The organism is Alkalihalophilus lindianensis (assembly GCF_032843265.1).
GTDB lineage: Bacteria > Bacillota > Bacilli > Bacillales > Bacillaceae_D > Alkalihalophilus > Alkalihalophilus lindianensis.
This window is the reverse complement of record NZ_JAWJBA010000004.1, coordinates 84,122-102,334: the sequence shown is the minus strand read 5'-3', so window position 1 is coordinate 102,334 and position 18,213 is coordinate 84,122. Positions and strand designations below refer to the sequence as shown.

Annotated in this window: 19 protein-coding genes; 5 read left to right on the top strand and 14 right to left on the bottom strand. The window is 37.8% G+C overall.

From position 1 onward, the window contains the following. Positions 1–57: 57 nt before the first annotated feature. From RYX56_RS13070 to glsA, 4 genes are all read right to left on the bottom strand, one after another. Positions 58–1,494 (bottom strand): cryptochrome/photolyase family protein, encoded by a 1,437-nt coding sequence (locus tag RYX56_RS13070; protein WP_317122490.1) that lies wholly within the window; start codon positions 1,492–1,494, stop codon positions 58–60. A gap of 127 nt (positions 1,495–1,621) precedes the next feature. Then, a complete protein-coding gene (gene pyc, locus RYX56_RS13065) occupies positions 1,622–5,068 on the bottom strand; it encodes a pyruvate carboxylase (protein ID WP_317122489.1) in 3,447 nt (1,148 codons plus the stop codon). 210 nt (positions 5,069–5,278) lie between these two features. Beyond that, positions 5,279–5,548 (bottom strand): Fpa/YlaN family protein, encoded by a 270-nt coding sequence (locus tag RYX56_RS13060; RefSeq protein WP_439108496.1) that lies wholly within the window; start codon positions 5,546–5,548, stop codon positions 5,279–5,281. A 127-nt stretch (positions 5,549–5,675) separates the two neighbouring features. After that, positions 5,676–6,599 (bottom strand): glutaminase A, encoded by a 924-nt coding sequence (gene glsA / locus RYX56_RS13055; RefSeq protein WP_317122487.1) that lies wholly within the window; start codon positions 6,597–6,599, stop codon positions 5,676–5,678. A gap of 110 nt (positions 6,600–6,709) precedes the next feature. On the opposite strand from glsA, the gene RYX56_RS13050 reads away from it, so the two are divergent. Beyond that, a complete protein-coding gene (locus tag RYX56_RS13050; RefSeq protein ID WP_317122486.1) occupies positions 6,710–7,219 on the top strand; it encodes a peptidyl-prolyl cis-trans isomerase in 510 nt (169 codons plus the stop codon). A gap of 52 nt (positions 7,220–7,271) precedes the next feature. Here RYX56_RS13050 and RYX56_RS13045 read toward each other — a convergent pair whose 3' ends face one another. Both RYX56_RS13045 and RYX56_RS13040 read right to left on the bottom strand, forming a co-directional pair. After that, positions 7,272–8,600: a PhoH family protein gene (locus RYX56_RS13045; RefSeq protein WP_317122831.1), complete on the bottom strand. Its 1,329-nt coding sequence runs from the start codon at positions 8,598–8,600 to the stop codon at positions 7,272–7,274. A 219-nt stretch (positions 8,601–8,819) separates the two neighbouring features. Further along, positions 8,820–9,281: a pyridoxamine 5'-phosphate oxidase family protein gene (locus RYX56_RS13040; RefSeq protein WP_317122485.1), complete on the bottom strand. Its 462-nt coding sequence runs from the start codon at positions 9,279–9,281 to the stop codon at positions 8,820–8,822. A 147-nt stretch (positions 9,282–9,428) separates the two neighbouring features. Between RYX56_RS13040 and RYX56_RS13035 the strand changes: the two genes are divergently transcribed. Beyond that, the gene (locus RYX56_RS13035; RefSeq protein ID WP_012959545.1) at positions 9,429–9,632 is read left to right on the top strand and encodes a YlaI family protein; all 204 of its coding nucleotides are present in this window, start codon (positions 9,429–9,431) and stop codon (positions 9,630–9,632) included. Between the two features lie 21 nt (positions 9,633–9,653). Here RYX56_RS13035 and RYX56_RS13030 read toward each other — a convergent pair whose 3' ends face one another. Then, complete coding sequence (locus tag RYX56_RS13030) at positions 9,654–9,983, bottom strand: YlaH-like family protein (RefSeq protein ID WP_317122484.1); 330 nt, start codon at positions 9,981–9,983, stop codon at positions 9,654–9,656. 24 nt (positions 9,984–10,007) lie between these two features. Next, positions 10,008–11,846: a translational GTPase TypA gene (gene typA / locus RYX56_RS13025; protein ID WP_317122483.1), complete on the bottom strand. Its 1,839-nt coding sequence runs from the start codon at positions 11,844–11,846 to the stop codon at positions 10,008–10,010. Between the two features lie 178 nt (positions 11,847–12,024). Here typA and RYX56_RS13020 point away from each other — a divergent pair, with 178 nt between their 5' ends. Next, the gene (locus RYX56_RS13020; RefSeq protein WP_317122482.1) at positions 12,025–12,207 is read left to right on the top strand and encodes a DUF5325 family protein; all 183 of its coding nucleotides are present in this window, start codon (positions 12,025–12,027) and stop codon (positions 12,205–12,207) included. A 62-nt stretch (positions 12,208–12,269) separates the two neighbouring features. Here RYX56_RS13020 and RYX56_RS13015 read toward each other — a convergent pair whose 3' ends face one another. Beyond that, positions 12,270–13,070 carry an inositol monophosphatase family protein gene (locus RYX56_RS13015; RefSeq protein WP_317122481.1) on the bottom strand — a complete coding sequence of 267 codons (801 nt, stop codon included), beginning with the start codon at positions 13,068–13,070 and terminating at the stop codon, positions 12,270–12,272. 172 nt (positions 13,071–13,242) lie between these two features. Further along, positions 13,243–13,446, bottom strand: a complete 204-nt coding sequence (locus RYX56_RS13010; RefSeq protein ID WP_317122480.1) for a YkzI domain-containing protein — start codon at positions 13,444–13,446, stop codon at positions 13,243–13,245. A 236-nt stretch (positions 13,447–13,682) separates the two neighbouring features. Here RYX56_RS13010 and RYX56_RS13005 point away from each other — a divergent pair, with 236 nt between their 5' ends. After that, a complete protein-coding gene (locus RYX56_RS13005; protein ID WP_317122479.1) occupies positions 13,683–14,324 on the top strand; it encodes a YktB family protein in 642 nt (213 codons plus the stop codon). 44 nt (positions 14,325–14,368) lie between these two features. Here the strand turns inward: RYX56_RS13005 and RYX56_RS13000 are convergent, their stop codons facing one another. After that, positions 14,369–14,641: a UPF0223 family protein gene (locus RYX56_RS13000; RefSeq protein WP_317122478.1), complete on the bottom strand. Its 273-nt coding sequence runs from the start codon at positions 14,639–14,641 to the stop codon at positions 14,369–14,371. A 39-nt stretch (positions 14,642–14,680) separates the two neighbouring features. Further along, complete coding sequence (locus RYX56_RS12995) at positions 14,681–15,634, bottom strand: NAD(P)H-dependent flavin oxidoreductase (protein ID WP_317122477.1); 954 nt, start codon at positions 15,632–15,634, stop codon at positions 14,681–14,683. Positions 15,635–15,864: 230 nt separating this feature from the next. On the opposite strand from RYX56_RS12995, the gene RYX56_RS12990 reads away from it, so the two are divergent. Continuing rightward, complete coding sequence (locus RYX56_RS12990) at positions 15,865–17,337, top strand: aminotransferase class I/II-fold pyridoxal phosphate-dependent enzyme (RefSeq protein WP_317122476.1); 1,473 nt, start codon at positions 15,865–15,867, stop codon at positions 17,335–17,337. A 55-nt stretch (positions 17,338–17,392) separates the two neighbouring features. Here the strand turns inward: RYX56_RS12990 and RYX56_RS12985 are convergent, their stop codons facing one another. Continuing rightward, positions 17,393–17,518 carry a GapA-binding peptide SR1P gene (locus tag RYX56_RS12985; RefSeq protein ID WP_317122475.1) on the bottom strand — a complete coding sequence of 42 codons (126 nt, stop codon included), beginning with the start codon at positions 17,516–17,518 and terminating at the stop codon, positions 17,393–17,395. A 175-nt stretch (positions 17,519–17,693) separates the two neighbouring features. Further along, the gene (locus tag RYX56_RS12980) at positions 17,694–18,137 is read right to left on the bottom strand and encodes a hypothetical protein (RefSeq protein ID WP_317122474.1); all 444 of its coding nucleotides are present in this window, start codon (positions 18,135–18,137) and stop codon (positions 17,694–17,696) included. Between the last annotated feature and the right edge of the window lie 76 nt (positions 18,138–18,213).

The following is an 18,213-nucleotide window of genomic DNA, read 5'->3' as shown; positions in this document are numbered from 1 at the left end:
GAAAATGACAGCATAAATTGCTGTCATTTTTTAATTTCTTACCTTTTAATTTCGCTTTTATACATCTTTGCTCTCTTTAAATAGAGCTATCGCTTTTTTTCTTTGTACACTATGATCAATTGTAGGCTCTGGATAATGCTCCCCAATCACGCACTTGGACTGTTGTTGTTCTTCATTACTCATTTTCCAAGGTTCATGTATAAAATGCTCAGGGACACCTTTTAATTCCGGAATATATTTACGAATATAACTCCCGCTTTTATCAAATCTCTTTGATTGAGTGACAGGATTAAATACTCGAAAATAAGGTACTGCATCCGTTCCAACGGATGCAGCCCATTGCCACCCACCTATATTAGAAGAAGGATCATAGTCAATAAGCATTTCTTCAAAATAACGTTCCCCCAAACGCCAATCAAGTAAATAATCTTTAACGAGAAAAGACGCTGTAATCATTCGGAGACGATTGTGCATCCAACCTTCCACTTTTAATTGCCTCATACCTGCATCGACAATGGGATAGCCGGTCTTACCTTCTTTCCAAGCATTCAACCTTACTTCATCTTGACTCCATGGTATTTTGCGATAATCCGACAAGATTTCTTCTTCCTTACAATTCGGCTCATAAAAGTGAACCATTCTATAAAAATCTCTCCACGCTAACTCTTTAATATACGTTTCGGCACTATGTTCATGTTCATCTGCTTCTGCTTCTAATACTTGATTGTAGATCGAACGAACGGATAGTACCCCTGTTTTTAAGTAGGGTGATAGCCGACTTGTACCAGTCATAGTAGGATAATCCCTATGACTATTATACGTACTTAACCTTTCTTCTATAAAAGTTTGTAATCGTAAAATAGCCTGATCTTCTCCAATCGCCGACCACTTTCGTGGACATGTTTTAACTAGGTCGATGAACTTTTTTTCTGCCTTTTCATCTATTGGCTTACTTTTTAGAAAGTATGACCGTAGCATGTCTTCTTCTATTCGTTTTGGTACTCTTTTATTCTCACTAACCCACGCTTTATAATACGGTGTAAAAACTTTATAGGGGCTACCATCTTTCTTTAAGACTTGATCAGGCTCTGTTAAGTAGAAGTCTTCAAAATGATACATAGGAATGCTCTTTGCTAGCAGATACTCCGTAGCAATTTGATCACGAATTGCCCCTCTTCCGACTCGATCATTATTGACAAACAGTGCTTCAAGTTGTGGATGTGCTTGTATCATTGATTCAAGAGCATCCTCGATTGTTCCAGTCAGAATGTAGAGGTCTCCCCCCATCCTTTTAAGGCGATTTTTAAAATGTAAAACCGTTTGAAAAAAATAATCATGATGAGTAGGTTCAGTCGTTGCAGTTTCAGGGTCTAAATAAAAAAAAGCAATAATCTTACCATTTATCTCCTCAGCCATTTCAATAGCATGTACTAATGCTGTATGATCGTGCAACCTGAAATCCCTTCTAAACCATACCGCTACTTTTTTATCCATTATAACCACCTCTACATTCAACAAATAAACAACAAAACTTATACAAAAATGTTATAACAAGTGTGAATGTTATACAAGAAATAAGACACATCCCCTCATTAATTGAGTAGGCTGTGTCTTTTTATAGTTAGGCTAATTCAATTAATAAATCACCCGTTAGAATAGGGTCTCCATCATTAACATAGACCTCTTTTACTTCTCCGTCAAAGGATGCCTGAACGGTCGTTTCCATCTTCATTGCTTCCGTAATCATCAAATGATCACCTTTTTTGACTTTATCACCTTTTTGTACCAAGGTCTTTACGACAGTCCCTGGCATTGATGCTCCAATTTGATTAGGATTATCCTTGTCTACTTTAGGTCTAGATACTGCAGTTGAGGCTACATTCATATCTTTTATAATAACTTCACGAGGCTGGCCATTTAGCTCGAAGTAAACAATTCTTGTTCCGTCGTCTTGTGGCTTTGATAAGGAAATAAATTTCACAATCAATGTTTTTCCTTTTTCAATTTCCACTTCGATCTCTTCACCTAAGCGCATTCCATAAAAGAAGGTAAGCGTATCAAGTACTGATACATCTCCGAATTGATTTCTAAAGGCTTCGAACTCCGAGTAAACTTTCGGATATAAAGCATAGGAAAGCATATCATGACTAGTCACCTGACGCTCAAGTTGTTTAAATAGCTTTTCTTTAATCTCCTGGAAATCAACTGGTTCCATATGCTCGCTCGGTCTACCTTCAATAGGTGGGCGCCCTTTTAGGATAATCTTCTGAAGTTTTTCAGGGAACCCTTGGTAAGGTTGACCTAACTGTCCTTCAAATAACTCCACAACGGAATCTGGGAAGTCTAATGATTCACCACGATTATACACATCTTCTTCTGTTAACTCATTTTGAACCATGTATAATGCCATGTCACCAACCACCTTAGATGATGGTGTGACTTTTACAACATCGCCAAACATATCATTGACTGTTCGGTACATCTTTTTCACTTCATTCCAACGAGCTTCCAAACCAACTGCTTTTGCTTGTTGTTGCAGGTTGCTGTATTGCCCACCTGGCATTTCGTGCTCATATACTTCCGTATGTGGAGCATTCATACCACTTTCAAATCCAGAATAATATTTTCTCGTTCCTTCCCAGAACTCACCAAGTTGTTCAAGGGCATGGATATCAATATCAGGCTTTCGTTCAGAATGGCTCAATGCATAATATAAGCTGTTTGCGCTTGGTTGAGACGTTAGGCCTGCCATTGAACCTACAGCCACATCTACAATGTCCACACCAGCTTCAATAGCTTTAGCATACATCAACAATCCATTCCCACTCGTATCATGAGTATGGAGGTGAATCGGAATATCTACTGAATCTTTTAAAGTAGATATTAATTGATAAGCTGCTTCTGGTTTTAACAGCCCTGCCATATCTTTAATTCCTAGAATATGTGCACCTGCTTGCTCAAGCTCTTTAGCAAGGTTCTTATAATAGCCAAGATCATATTTAGATCTTGCTGGATCTAAAATATCTCCTGTGTAACAGATCGCTGCCTCTGCAATCTTATTATTGTTGCGAACAGAATCAATGGCAAGTCTCATACCTGGAACCCAGTTTAAACTATCAAAGATACGGAACACATCAATACCTGCGCTGCTAGACTTAGCAACAAATTCCTCGATTACGTTATCAGGGTAATTTTTGTATCCAACCGCATTTGAAGCTCGTAGCAACATTTGGAATAAAACATTTGGAGCTTGTTTACGCAGTGTTAATAATCGTTCCCATGGATCTTCATGTAGGAAGCGCATTGCAACATCAAACGTTGCCCCGCCCCACATTTCCATCGAAAATAAATTAGGAAGCATACGTGCAGTAGGCTCAGTGATTTGTTTTAAGTCATGAGTACGTACACGTGTTGCTAATAGAGATTGATGTGCATCACGGAAAGTCGTATCAGTGAGCAACACATTTTGTTGATCTTTTACCCATTTCGCTAATGCTTCTGGGCCTTCTCTATCTAAGATCTGCTTCGTTCCATCCGGAATAGGCTCCGTTAATTTAAGTTTAGGAACATGTGGTTTTTCTAGAATTGGTTTTTTCGTTTTTTCAAGTCCTGGATACCCATTAACAATGGTCTCACCGATAAATGAAAGCATTTTTGTACCACGGTCTTTGCGCTTTGGAAATACAAATAACTCTGGTGTTGTATCGATAAACGATGTATTGTATTCACCATTTAAGAAACGCGGATGTTGAACAACATTTTCTAAGAAGGCGATATTCGTTTTAATTCCACGGATACGGAATTCTCTTAAGTTTCGTAACATCTTAGCAGCTGCACTTTCAAATGATAATGCCCACGTTGAAACTTTAACCAATAACGAATCATAATATGGAGTAATGACCGCACCTTGGAATCCATTCCCTGCATCAAGTCGTACACCAAAGCCTCCGCCTGTACGATACGCATTGATTCTTCCCGTATCAGGCATAAAACCATTACTCGGATCTTCCGTCGTAACTCGAGACTGAATCGCATATCCATTACAGACAATTTTCTCTTGTTCAGGAATGCCTAATTTATCTCCATGTAGCTTTTCACCATCTGCGATAAAGAGTTGTGATTGAACAATGTCAATTCCTGTAACCATTTCAGTAATCGTATGCTCCACTTGAACTCGTGGATTTACTTCGATAAAGTAAAATTCTCCATTATCTGTAACTAGGAATTCCACCGTTCCTGCGTTCACATAATTAACTTTTTCCATCAACTGGACGGCCGCTTCACAAATTCGCTCTCTTAGCTCAAGATCAAGAGACACACTTGGCGCAATCTCAACTACCTTTTGATGACGACGTTGGACAGAGCAATCACGGTCGTATAAATGAACCGTTTGTCCATGCTTATCAGATAAAATTTGAACTTCAATATGTTTAGGGTTTTCGATGAACTTCTCTACATACACTTCATCATTACCAAAAGCCGATTTCGCTTCAGACTTTGCTCGCTCATAGGACTCTTTCATTTCAGCCTCTGAACGGACAATTCTCATCCCTCGACCGCCTCCACCTAAAGAGGCTTTAATAATAAAAGGATATCCATTTTCTTCACCAAATTTCGCAACCTCTTCCAAACTAGAAACCGGTCCATCGCTACCAGGAATGACTGGTAAATTTGCTTTAATAGCTTGCGTTCTAGCTTGGACTTTATCACCAAACATAATTAGGTGTTCTAGCTCTGGACCAATGAAAATGATCCCTTCCCCTTTACAGCGAGTTGCGAAATCAATATTTTCCGATAAAAAACCATAACCTGGATGGATTGCATCAACATCATGTAACTTAGCTACTTCAATAATGTTCTCTATATCTAAGTATGCATCAATAGGCTTTTTATCTTCGCCTACCAAATACGCTTCATCTGCTTTATATCTATGGTAAGCACCCGCGTCTTCTTTAGAATAAATGGCCACTGTACGAATATGTAATTCAGTGCACGCACGAAAGATTCGTATGGCAATTTCACCACGATTAGCAACTAGTACTTTTTTGATATTGGTCAATCCGTTCATATACTTCCTCCTCCACTCTACTTCTTTATCTTTTTTATATTTCGTTTTGCTTGTCTTCTAGTATAGTAAAAGCTTTATCTATTTTGCAAATAGTTTTTAGACAGTTTCGATTTATTGCGCAATAAAACGCTCTCAACTTTATGTATGTTTAGCATTTCTTCGTATAAAAATAAAAAAAGCCAAGCCCCTTTTGGATAGCTTGACCTTTTCTTATTTACGTAATGATGCTTCATGAAGAGCAGCTAGCTTTCTTTCAAGTTCATTAAGTAGTTGCTTTCCTTCATCTTCCCGAACAAGCTCAAGGCGAATGGCAAAGTCAATTTCTCTAGACAAACCAAACATCTGTGTATCTAAAACCTCTTCATAAAGAGGACACTGTGGCATCGTTAAATTTTCCATTTGCACTTCAATAAGCTGTTGGATTTTTTCCGCATCGGATTTTAGAAGGGCATACGCTCTTTCTTTATGTTCACTCACCATGTCTTGAGACACGCTGTCCCCTCCTTACATATTAATATCCTTGCATTAATAGTATCTTTTAAACCAAGAAAATGCAATGATTTTAAATCTCAATTAACAATTTAAGTGCAAATGATTTTCACTATCACTAGAAAATACTTAAATCATAATAACTAGATATCGCTTCGAGCAACTTCATTCCTGCCACACTATTGCCTTTTTCATCAAGAGCTGGACCATAAATACCTATCCCTATCTCATTAGGTACTGCTCCAACAATCCCTCCAGAAACTCCACTTTTAGCAGGGATCCCTACCCGAATGGCAAATTCACCAGAAGAATTATACATTCCACATGTCACCATAAATGTCTTAACAAGTCTCGCAATTTCAAAGGGAACAATCTCGACCCCTTCTTCATTTCTCCCTTTATTTGCAAGCACATAACCAATCCTTGCTAGATCATCGCAGTTTACTTCGATTGCACACTGTTTAGTATAAAAATCAAGTAGTTGATCAACATCTTCATTAATAATTCTGTACTGCTTCATAAAAAAAGCAAGTGAACGATTTAAGTGAGCAGTATTAAATTCGGATTGAGCAACCTCGCGATTATAAGTAACACTAGGCCTGCCACACATATCTCTGATCAGTTGAAGAAGCCTCTCTAACCTTTCGTCCGTCGACTCCCCTTCAATTAGATGACTAACTGCCAATGCTCCAGCATTAATCATCGGGTTAAGTGGTTTAGCGACAAGTGATTCTAGCTTTGCAATTGAATTATAAGGGTCCCCTGTTGGCTCCATACCCACCTTATCAAATACGATTTCTTCTCCATGATCCATTAATGCTAAAGCCAATGTTAAGACTTTTGAGATGCTTTGTAGGGTGAACATTTCAGAAGAATGTCCTGCAGAGAAACAAGTTGAATTTCCATCATAAATCGAAACAGCTAAAGTATCTTGATTGGCCTTCGCTAATGCAGGAATATAATCTGCCACTTTCCCATTTGCTGTGAATGGTTGTACTTCTTTTACAAGCTTTTCTAATTGTTCACCATATTGACAGACCACAGAACACCCTCCAATAGGTTATTTTCTATTATTATAACCAAATGTGACAAAAACATGGTAACGCTTTATACTTGAGAAGATGATCAGAAAAAGAATGGAGGATGTAAGAGATGGAGGAATTTGTGTTTTTTATTGAGGGGAAGGTTGATCACCCTTTAACGATTGATCCAAGCGTATGGATTTTTGATGAACGTAAAGTTGATCTAACTACATATTTTAGCGAAGAAAGAACGTTTGAAGATCAAGATGAAGCTTATACTAAGGCGATATCTGAACAGTGGGACAAAGAAATTATTGAAGGTTCAACACCTCCAAGACCGGATTCAAATGATAATAAAATTAACTACAATAAAAAAGAGTTAACAACCGGGTCCTTTGGGATGCCCCTGGCTCCGTTTATAAAAAATGTAAAACCGAAAGAAGAAGTAAGTGAGGTTATTATTGAACAATTAAATGGTGAAGAATTGACAATTACATATGAAGAAGCAGTGGAAATGATTGTAGGATTCTCGCAAGAAGGCAGACCCTTAAAAGAAACTGGACCTATTCACTTGTATTTTGGTGACGGCTCAAATCAAGCTTCTCCCATTACTCACGTAAAAAAATTAACGTTAAAATAAGGAACGATGACCTCGCTTATCTAAGAGGATAAACGAGGTCAATTCTTTTTCTTTATAAAAGGTCGGCTGCTAACTGAGCCAAACCAGATCTTTCCCCTTTAACAAGCTTCACATGCCCACTTACTGTTTGCTCCTTGAACTTTTCAACAACATAGGTCAATCCATTATTATACTCATCTAAATATGGATGATCAATTTGTTGTGGGTCACCCATTAACACAATTTTACTTCGTTCTCCAACTCGCGTTAAGATCGTTTTCACTTCATGCTTTGTTAAATTTTGCGCTTCATCAATAATAATAAATTGATCTGGTATACTTCTTCCTCTAATGTACGTTAATGCCTCAACTTGAATCGATCCCATCCCTGCTAAGATTTGATCAATCTCACCCGGCTTTTTCGTGTTGAATAGAAATTCTAAATTGTCATAGATCGGCTGCATCCATGGTCTTAACTTCTCTTCTTTTTCTCCAGGTAAATAACCTAAGTCCTTTCCAAGAGGTACCACGGGTCTAGCAACGACTAGTTTTTTAAATTTACCCATATCCTCAGTTTGCATTAAGCCAGCTGCAAGAGAGAGTAACGTTTTACCAGTCCCCGCTTTCCCAACCATCGTAATAAGGCTTATATCATCTCTTAAAAGAAGTTCAAACGCCATTTTTTGTTGAACATTCCGAGGCTTAATCCCCCATACTTGATCAGGATCACTTACAAATGGCTTTACCTTTTTTCCATCAGGTTCTACTTTACCAATAGCCGAACTTGAGCTACCAAGTGCATCTTTCATGATGATAAATTGATGAGGGTAAAAAGGATGCTTGGTCAATTCTGAGATCGCTAGCTCCCCTTGTGAATAAAAACGCTTCATTACATCTTGATCGACATATATTTCCACATACCCAGGGTACACTGAATCGAATTCAATTACTCGATCACTTAAAAAATCCTCCGCTGGTAACCCGAGTGCATCAGCTTTCACCCGAACAAGAGCATCTTTGCTTACCATAATGACTTGTTTTCCATTTTCCCGTTCGTGTTCTTCAAGCATTAAGTTAAGCGCTACAGCAATGATACGGTTGTCGTTCGACATTTCTGCAAAGGAATCTTTTAACCGTTGAAAAGAGCGATGATTCAACTCAACACGCAATTTCCCTCCTTCATCTAGTGGCACCCCCTCATGCAATTTCCCTTTTGTTCTCAACTTATCTATAAGTTTCGAGAAATGACGTGCATTCCTACCCACTTCATCCATGTATCTTTTTTTGGAATCAACTTCTTCTAAAACAACGGCTGGAATTACCACTTCATTTTCTTTAAAGGAGAAAATGGAGTGAGGGTCCTGTAGTAGTACGTTTGTATCTAAAACGTAGATTTTATTCAACATTCCGCCTCCTGACTCAAGTATCGTTGCGCTGCTTGTTACTAATTTATGCTCATTACCATGATAATGTACTCAATTTGTTTTACTCTTTCTCATTATCACTATATGTCTTAGTCCCAAAAGTTAGACGAGGAATCTAGAAGTGAATAAAGTTTTAAGAGAATGCAATTCATCAATTAAACAAAAAACGACTCACGCTAATGCGTAAGTCGTTTTCCTTTAAGATTCAAATGCTTTTAGGGCCTCCATTACTTGACGATCAAGCTTTGTAGCAGCATCGGCATCATATGTTTTATCATACTCTGGATTTTGAACAATTTTTGCCCCATAAAACATCACATCACGGACCTCTTCTACCTCTACTTCAATTAATGACAATTTCAACGGAACAGATTCTATCTTCTCTGCTGCAATAGTAGCTTTACCTGACACTGAATAAGTGGATCCATTCGCAATAATCGTCAAAACAACACCAGGCTCTTCTTTAATATTTGTAATGATACGAGACCGTTTATCGATTGCAAACCGAATCGCTTTAGTCGAAGGGGCATATACCCAAGAGATTGCATTAACATTAGGTGATTTCTTTTCAAAATCAACCGTCGCAAGCGTTACGTATCTTTCTTTTTGCAAAAGAGGTAATAGTTCAGTCGTTAATTCATGTTCTACTTGATTGGCCATCTTCATCCCCCCATTAGTTCAATTATACCTTATTAGTATACTATACCTACATTAAACCATTTTTAAAACTTTCTTTTTTTCACAGCTCCCTTTACAATGAAATAAGAATGATTATTATAGGATTGATAGAAACGGAGTGGTAGAGTCATGAGAGTGAAATGTGTACTCTGTGATAAAATTGACAAAATAGACGACCAACTCCCATTAGCGAAACGATTACGCAATCGACCCATCCATACGTATATGTGCAATGAATGTGATGAGCGAATTAGGGAACGGACGTTAGAGAGACAAGCTAGCGGCAATTTCACTTTAACGTATAAGACCGAAAAAGAAAGCGAGTGGTTATAAACCACTCGCTTTCCTGCTGTCTTATGCTTCTTTTTTCTCTTCACGGTGTCGGTATAACCGATAACGATATATACCTAGCACAAGTGCTGAAATGAGAAGAATAACAATAATCGGCGCACCAAAGGCAAATTCCATCAGCCATAAAACAAAGCAACCGATAATTAACATAATGTAGACAACTACCCTCTTTAAGATCGGTAGCTCTCTTGCAAAGCCAAGATTAAAAACCAATATAGCCAAAATAACGATGGCTAAATAGGCTAGTAGGCCATACCATGGATTCTCAGCAGTTGCTTGCATCAGCCAAGAATAGCCTTCTAAGTTCGCCTCTTGTAACTGTTGGTTGTCCAAGGATCTCCCAACCTTTCTTACCTATTATTGCTTAGCAGCTAGTTTATTACGTTTCTCATTACGTTCACGTTCAGTCTTAATTAAGATTTTTTTACGTAAACGGATTGATTCAGGTGTTAACTCACAATATTCATCCTCGTTCAAGTACTCAAGCGCTTCTTCAAGAGTCATAATACGAGGTCTCTTCATTGTAACAGTATTATCCTTATTAGCAGAACGAACGTTGGTTTGTTGTTTCATCTTCGTAATATTTACCACAAGGTCATTATCACGTGTATGTTCCCCAACAATCATGCCTTCGTAAATTTCAGTACCTGGCTCAACAAAGATTGTACCACGGTCTTCAACTTGCATAATACCATATTGACTCGCTTTTCCAGTCTCCATAGAAACAAGAACACCTTGACGACGTCCCCCAACTTGACCTGCAGCCATTGGTTGATAGCTATCAAATGAATGGTTGATGATACCATATCCACGAGTTTGAGAAAGGAATTCAGTTGTGTAACCAATTAATCCACGTGCAGGAACCATAAATTCTAGACGAACTTGTCCACTACCTGTGTTTGTCATATTGACCATTTCACCCTTACGCTCACCTAACGATTCCATTACAGCACCTGTATATTCTTCAGGAACATCAATTTGAACTCTTTCTACCGGCTCACATTTCACGCCATCAATATCACGGATAATAACTTCTGGTTTCGATACCTGAAGCTCATACCCTTCTCGACGCATGTTTTCAATTAGAATCGATAAGTGTAATTCCCCACGTCCGGAAACGACCCAAACATCAGGTGAACCTGTGTCTTCAACTCTTAAACTAACATCCGTTTCAAGCTCTGAACGAAGACGCTCTTCGATTTTTCTACTTGTCACAAATTTCCCTTCACGACCTGCAAATGGGCTGTTGTTAACAAGGAATGTCATTTGAAGAGTGGGCTCATCAATACGAAGGATCGGAAGAGCTTCTTGATGGTCAACAGGACAGACTGTTTCACCAACGTTAATTTCCTCCATACCTGAAACAGCAATCAAATCGCCCGCTTTTGCTTCTTCAATTTCCGTACGTTTTAAACCTAGGAAACCAAATAATTTCGTAACGCGGTATTGCTTAACAGAACCATCAATTTTCATTAGAGAAACCTGTTGGCCTACCTTAATCGTTCCACGGAAGACACGTCCAATACCAATACGACCTAAATAGTCATTGTAATCAAGCATTGTTACTTGGAATTGAAGAGGCTCCTCACTATTATCAATTGGAGCTGGAATTTCTTTGATAATTGTCTCTAATAAACATGTCATGTTATCATCTTGCTTTTCAGCGTTCATACTAGCTGTTCCATTTATTGCTGAAGCAAATACAACGGGGAAGTCTAATTGGTCTTCGTCTGCTCCAAGGTCAATAAATAAATCAACTACTTCGTCTACTACTTCATTCGGACGAGCAAAATCACGGTCAATTTTATTAACAACAACTACTGGCGTTAATTTTTGTTCAAGCGCTTTTTTTAATACGAAACGTGTTTGAGGCATACATCCTTCATATGCATCAACAACGAGTAGAACACCGTCTACCATTTTCATAATGCGCTCTACTTCACCACCAAAGTCAGCGTGACCTGGTGTATCCATAATATTAATTCGTTTATCTTCATAGTTAATTGCTGTATTTTTAGCAAGGATGGTAATTCCACGCTCTTTTTCTAATGCATTAGAGTCCATTGCTCTTTCTTCAACTTGCTCATTTTCACGGAATGTACCCGATTGTTTTAAAAGTTCGTCAACCAATGTTGTTTTACCGTGGTCAACGTGGGCGATGATTGCGATATTACGTATATCATTACGATGTGTCATTAAATTCTCTCCTTATTTGTTGATTAACTGTCTAAGTATAGCACAAATTGTCTTATAAAAGGCAACTGGATTCTAAAGGATGCTTTATCTTTAACGTATTTGTCACAATGTCAGGGTTTTTCTTTCTCTCATTTCACGTTACACTTATAGATAGTGATTCAATCTTAGGGGGATATGTATGAAAAAGGAGAATGTACTGTTTTTATTATTAGCAATTATTACTGTCATATGTATTATGAGTATCGGTGTAGCTGTTGCTGAGCGAAGTATTATTATTGCATTACTTTCTGTAGTCGGAATTGTTATTGCACTATTTTTAGGAATTTCTTTGCGTAAAAAAATAAATGAAGTCAGTGAATAATTGATAGATTAGTGAAATAAAACAAGCTTGAGAAGGAATGCTTCTCAAGCTTGTTTTTTTTATTAATATTCTTCTCCAATATAAATGGAGATAATTTCTTTATGTAAGTGCGGTTTTGATGCAAAAAGAGTACCTGAATCTGTTAATGATAACGGATCACCTTGAAAATTAGATGCGACACAGCCGACTTCATTTAATATGATCATTCCAGCAGCGTAATCCCATGGAGATAACTGAACGCTTAAATAGCCATCCAGACGATCCGAAGCGACATAAGCCATTTCTAGTGCAGCTGATCCATAAGAGCGGATACTTCTTACATCTCGAACCAATGCTTTAAGTGGGTTGCGATATGGATTCGTCTCCTCCACTACCCATCTTGCATTTAATCCAATAACGGATTCATGTAAGGGACGTTCTTTTACTGGTGGAAGTTCTGCCCCATTAAGAAAAGCACCCTTTCCTCTATGAGCATGAAATAATTCATCACGCATAACGTCATAAATTAAACCTATCATACCTACTTTGTTGTGATAAATCGCTACAGAGATTGCAAAATTTTGTTTTTGATGAATAAAATTCATCGTTCCATCAATCGGATCAATAATCCAAACCGTTCCATCTAAAGATGGTTCCTCATCCGAAATCCCCTCTTCACCTAAAAAATAGTGTTCAGGAAAAGCTTCTTGAATTTTTTCATAGAAAAAAGCTTCAATCGCCCGATCCACTTCTGTCACAAGGTCATCAGGGTTTGATTTAGATTCAATATCGATCGGGCCAGCCAATGTCTTTTTGATTTTATGACCTGCTTCATATACCCAATTTGTAGCAACTTTCTCAAGTTCTAACCAATCTACTGACATGATGCTGCCCCCTTTGACTTCACTACTTCTATTTAATCTACTTCCATTATGACACAACTTCTTATGAATGAAAACGGAGAAGCGTTTCTCAAACAGTAGTTGATTCTAATTTGGCAGAAATAGAAAAAGAAACGAAGATCACCTCCGTTTCTTTTCAATATGCATACTTTATTTAATTTAATATTTTTCTATTTTGGAGCTGTAAAAATTCTTTTCTTAAGGATTCAAGCTCTCTCTTAGCATCATTTATCTTAATCAAATCTTCTTTTAACATGGCATCATGTAGTGTCATTAGCTCATAATCAATCTCTAGCCTAAGGACTGGCATTCTCTTCTCTACATCCATACATTTAATCTCTTGAATTACTTGCTTCATTGCCCAACACCCCTTTTTGATTAGAGTTTAGCAGATAGGATAAGTTCGAAAGAGATCCCACTAAATTTACTGAAAATTTAGTTATTTGTATTATAGCATATGTTAAGACAAGATAAAATGCAACTAATGTTTTATTATTTTATGAATTTTCTTACTGCTCATTAGGGCTTGTCTTATGATTATCTATGTTTGTTATGGTAATATTAGAACACAAGAAACTCAGGAGGCTGAAAAAAATGACTGTTGAAGGTTTCACTCAAAAAGATTTTGACGTATTCAAAATAGAAGGCTTAGAACCGCGAATGGATGCTTTAAAGCAGCTTATACGCCCAAAATTTGAAGCCCTAGGTGAAGAACTCTCTCCAACCCTATCTTCTATAACAGGTGACGAAATATTTACTCATGTGGCTAAGCATGCAAGAAGAAAAGTGAACCCGCCCAATGATACATGGGTTGCATTTGCTGCAAATAAGCGTGGCTATAAAAAATTACCACATTTTCAAGTAGGATTATTTGAAACTCATTTATTTGTTTGGTTTGCTATGATTTATGAAGCACCTGCTAAAGGTGAGTTCGCTGAGAATTTATTAAAAAATCCAAAAAAATGGATGAAGGATTTACCTGAAGATTTTGTATGGTCGATTGATCATATGAAACCAGATGCCATTAAACAAAGTGGCCTTTCCGTGGAAGAGTTCACATCTATGCTCGAGAGATTACGTGATGTAAAAAAGGCCGAGTTGCTTTGCGGGATTCATATCGATCGAAATGATCCTATTTTAGAAGATGGAGAAGCTCTTGTTAAACGAATTGAGCAAACTTACCAATCTCTTCTTCCGCTTTATAAAGAAGCACAACATGCATCGGTTCCTTCTTAAAAAATAAAAGGCTGACCACTTCTTTAGACGGTCAGCCTTTTAATTCATTTCATTTTCACAATCGATTTTTCTTCTTGTTCTCTAGCTTGTTTAACCGTGTGATAACAAGATACATTTGCCTGCTGTTCAAATTCTTTAAACACTTGTTTCTCTTCACTTTTTGAAGGGACAATTTCTTTAAAGCGACGATACTTACTTAATATTTCCTCACGCCCTATACCCTTTTGATAGGCCTTTTCAATTGCTTGAAAAAATTCTACTACGTCAATCACTTCTTCTGTTGACCAATCTAGGGAGATCGGCATATTCATTTCCATATTATTTACCTTCTTTCTCTATCTCTCACTTTAGAAACATCATTTCCAGCGACTTCTGATTTGCATTCCTTCATTAATCATTCGATCCATTAATTCTTGCACAGACGGAACATCTTGAATACGGCCCATCACCTGTCCTGCCCATCCAAAACCTTCTTCTTCCTTACCATCATATATATAGGCTTTGTTGGCTTCACCACTAATATACGACTTTAGTGCTTCATATGTAGGAGTCTTTTGCTCAATTTCTAAAATTTTATCCGTCCATCTATTTCTTAGTGCTCTTGCAGGTGCTCCGATCGAGCGCTTAATCACTACTGTATCTTCTTCAGATGCATGAACAAGTTGGTCTTTATATAGGGAGCTTGCATGCACACATTCCTTCGTTGCGATAAACCTAGTCCCCATTTCAATTCCCTCTGCTCCAAGAGCCAATGCAGCCATCATACCACGACCGTCCCCGATCCCACCAGATGCAATCACAGGTATTTTAACAGCATCAACTACTTGAGGGATTAAGACCATCGTTCCTGTATCACTACGCCCCAAATGACCACCGCCTTCTTGCCCTACTACCATAACTGCATCTGCACCTAATTCTTCTGCCTTCTCCGCCTGTCTTCTAGCAGCCACGAGCACTAGTGTTTTTATCGAGGTTCCTTTTAACATGTTAAAAATTGGAGTGGGGTTCCCACCTGTCATTGATATGACTGGTACATCTTCATCAATCGCCACTTGCAGCATATGCTCGAACGGTCGACCATGTTGACCTATTGCAAAATTAACACCGAAGGGCTTAGACGTTTTCTTTCGAACGGCTTTTATTTCCTTTCTTAATGCGTCGGGAGATTCTAGTGACATCGCGGTAATCTGCCCTAGTCCGCCTGCTTCTGAAACCGCAGCTGCAAGTTCAGAATAAGCAAGATAAGCAAGTCCCCCTTGGATAATCGGATATTCAATTCCTAATAGTGCTGTTATTCTTGTTTCCCACATGTAAATTCCTCCTACGTTATTATTCAGACTAGATTGGAAACGCCTTCAATATTATAAAGAATAGTCTGACTTTTGTTTTTAATTTTACCATAGGTTCTAAAGAGTGACACCGAATAACCTAAAATGAAATTGATTAAAATTTGTTTCTATGCAGAATGGGCTTAGTTTTGGTATACTCAAATTTGTTTTAGAAAATGATAGGCACGATTAACATAAATGAGGTGAACCTGTTGTCACAACAAGAAAGAACACCCCTTTTTACTGGGGTGAAAAATCACGCAGAAAAAGACCCGATTCAGTTTCATATTCCCGGACATAAAAAAGGAACTGGAATGGACCCTGAATTCCGAGAGTTTATAGGAGAAAATGCTTTATCTATAGACCTTATTAATATAGCTCCACTGGATGATCTTCACCATCCACATGGGATCATAAAGGAAGCACAGCAACTTGCAGCTGAAGCATTCGGAGCAGACTATACATTTTTCTCAGTTCAAGGTACAAGCGGTGCGATTATGACCATGATTATGTCTGTATGTGGTCCTGGAGATAAGATTATCGTCCCAAGAAATGTTCATAAGTCGATTATGTCCGCGATTATATTCTCAGGAGCAACACCTATCTTCATTCATCCTGAAATTGATCCAGACTTAGGGATCTCTCATGGGATTACGACGGAGTCTGTTGAGAGAGCTCTTGAGGCCCACCCAGATGCAAAAGGACTTTTGGTTATAAACCCTACTTATTTTGGTGTATCAGCAAATTTAAAGAAAATTGTAGAAGTGGCTCATTCTTATTGTATTCCTGTTCTTGTTGATGAGGCTCACGGCGTTCATATCCACTTTCATGAGAAACTGCCATTATCAGCGATGCAAGCAGGTGCGGATATGGCTGCAACAAGTGTTCATAAACTCGGGGGTTCAATGACACAAAGCTCAATTTTAAATGTTAAAGAAGGCCTTGTTTCTTCTAAAAGAGTTCAATCAATCATTAGTATGCTGACAACAACATCTACTTCTTATTTATTATTAGCATCACTTGATGTAGCAAGAAAACGGTTAGCAACCGAAGGACGAACATTAATTGACCAAACCATTAAATTAGCTGAGCAAACACGAGCCAAGCTAAATGAAATTCCAGGAATCACATGTGTAGGAAATGAAATTCTAGGTACGAAAGCCACTTATGACATGGACCCAACGAAACTAATCATTTCTATAAAGGAACTTAGCCTCAACGGTTATGAAGTGGAAAATTGGTTACGTGAACATTATAACCTCGAAGTTGAGCTATCAGACTTATACAATATTCTCTGCATTGTCTCTTTGGGTGATACAGAAGAAAAAACGAAGGTTCTTGTTGAGGCATTGAATCAGCTATCAAAAACTCATCAGCGTGCGGAAACCCTTTCACCTAAAGCGGTGTATGTGCCAAATATTCCCACGTTAGCTTTATCACCAAGGGATGCTTTTTACGCTGAAACTGAGGTCATTCCCTTCTCCCAATCTGCAGGGAGAATTATTGCTGAATTTATAATGGTCTATCCACCAGGTATTCCTATCCTTATTCCTGGAGAGATCATTTCACAAGAAAATTTATCCTATATTGAAGAGAACCTTCAGGCTGGTTTACCTGTTCAAGGACCAGAGGATGAAACCTTTACAACATTCAGAGTGATAAAGGAACATCAGGCGATTAAATAAAAAACAAAAAAAGCATGCAGCTTATGACATGAGTACAGGCTGCATGCTTTTTCTATTATTTTTGCTTTTGAGTAGATTTACATTGAATACAGTTATGACCTTGAGCATAAAGTTTTGTAACCTTTTCACCTTCGAAATGTTCGATTGTCTTATTGCAGTTTTGGCAAATGATTGTACCCATTAGAGCATCCCCTTTATGCGTTTTTGTAAGCGGTTTATTTTCTATACACTTATAATAATATGTCACATTAGATTCGTCAACCATTAATTTGTATGTCACATTTATTTATTTACCCTTTTAATATGTCCTACATTTAAAACCTATATAAATAAGGAGTCTGCCTAAGGCAAACTCCCTATTTATAATATTTATAATTTGATTCGATAAAACGAGTTACTTCTTTAATAAAAACTAAGTCATCTTCTGAGATCTCATAGTTTGCAACAGGGATCTGAAAAGAAAGGACCCCAATTAGATGATGGCCATAATAAAAGGGAGCGATGATCAATTGCATCTCACCTTCCACTTTAAATACCATTCCCCCTCTAATAGCTGCAATACTATGAAGACCCTCTCCAAAGCTTATAATGACTTCTTCACAAGGTGATAAGCCAGCAAAAGCAACTTGGATGAAACGATCGACCTTCGTTTCATATAAACAAACAGAAAACTGGTTATTCATGTTACTTACAAGCTTATGTACAATACCATTGTAGAAATCTGTTAATGTTCTAGCATAGTCAGGTACAGAGCCTACTGCAAGTCGTAACTCATCTAGTAGTTGTGATTTATCAACCAAGCTCACGACCCCCTAAAAAATAATCATAAACCGATCAAAAAGTCAGTTTATGATTAATAGAATATCATATTATTCA

Coding starts and splice junctions, on each gene's coding strand:
- RYX56_RS12995 (WP_317122477.1), bottom strand. CDS start 15,634: ATGTGGGAAACAAGAATAACAGCACTATTAGGAATTGAATATCCGATT.
- typA (WP_317122483.1), bottom strand. CDS start 11,846: ATGACACATCGTAATGATATACGTAATATCGCAATCATCGCCCACGTT.
- pyc (WP_317122489.1), bottom strand. CDS start 5,068: ATGAACGGATTGACCAATATCAAAAAAGTACTAGTTGCTAATCGTGGT.
- RYX56_RS13070 (WP_317122490.1), bottom strand. CDS start 1,494: ATGGATAAAAAAGTAGCGGTATGGTTTAGAAGGGATTTCAGGTTGCAC.
- RYX56_RS13035 (WP_012959545.1), top strand. CDS start 9,429: ATGAGAGTGAAATGTGTACTCTGTGATAAAATTGACAAAATAGACGAC.
- RYX56_RS13000 (WP_317122478.1), bottom strand. CDS start 14,641: ATGGAAATGAATATGCCGATCTCCCTAGATTGGTCAACAGAAGAAGTG.
- RYX56_RS13020 (WP_317122482.1), top strand. CDS start 12,025: ATGAAAAAGGAGAATGTACTGTTTTTATTATTAGCAATTATTACTGTC.
- RYX56_RS12985 (WP_317122475.1), bottom strand. CDS start 17,518: ATGGGTACAATCATTTGCCAAAACTGCAATAAGACAATCGAACATTTC.
- RYX56_RS13010 (WP_317122480.1), bottom strand. CDS start 13,446: ATGAAGCAAGTAATTCAAGAGATTAAATGTATGGATGTAGAGAAGAGA.
- RYX56_RS13005 (WP_317122479.1), top strand. CDS start 13,683: ATGACTGTTGAAGGTTTCACTCAAAAAGATTTTGACGTATTCAAAATA.
- RYX56_RS13040 (WP_317122485.1), bottom strand. CDS start 9,281: ATGGCCAATCAAGTAGAACATGAATTAACGACTGAACTATTACCTCTT.
- RYX56_RS13050 (WP_317122486.1), top strand. CDS start 6,710: ATGGAGGAATTTGTGTTTTTTATTGAGGGGAAGGTTGATCACCCTTTA.
- RYX56_RS13060 (WP_439108496.1), bottom strand. CDS start 5,548: ATGGTGAGTGAACATAAAGAAAGAGCGTATGCCCTTCTAAAATCCGAT.
- RYX56_RS13015 (WP_317122481.1), bottom strand. CDS start 13,070: ATGTCAGTAGATTGGTTAGAACTTGAGAAAGTTGCTACAAATTGGGTA.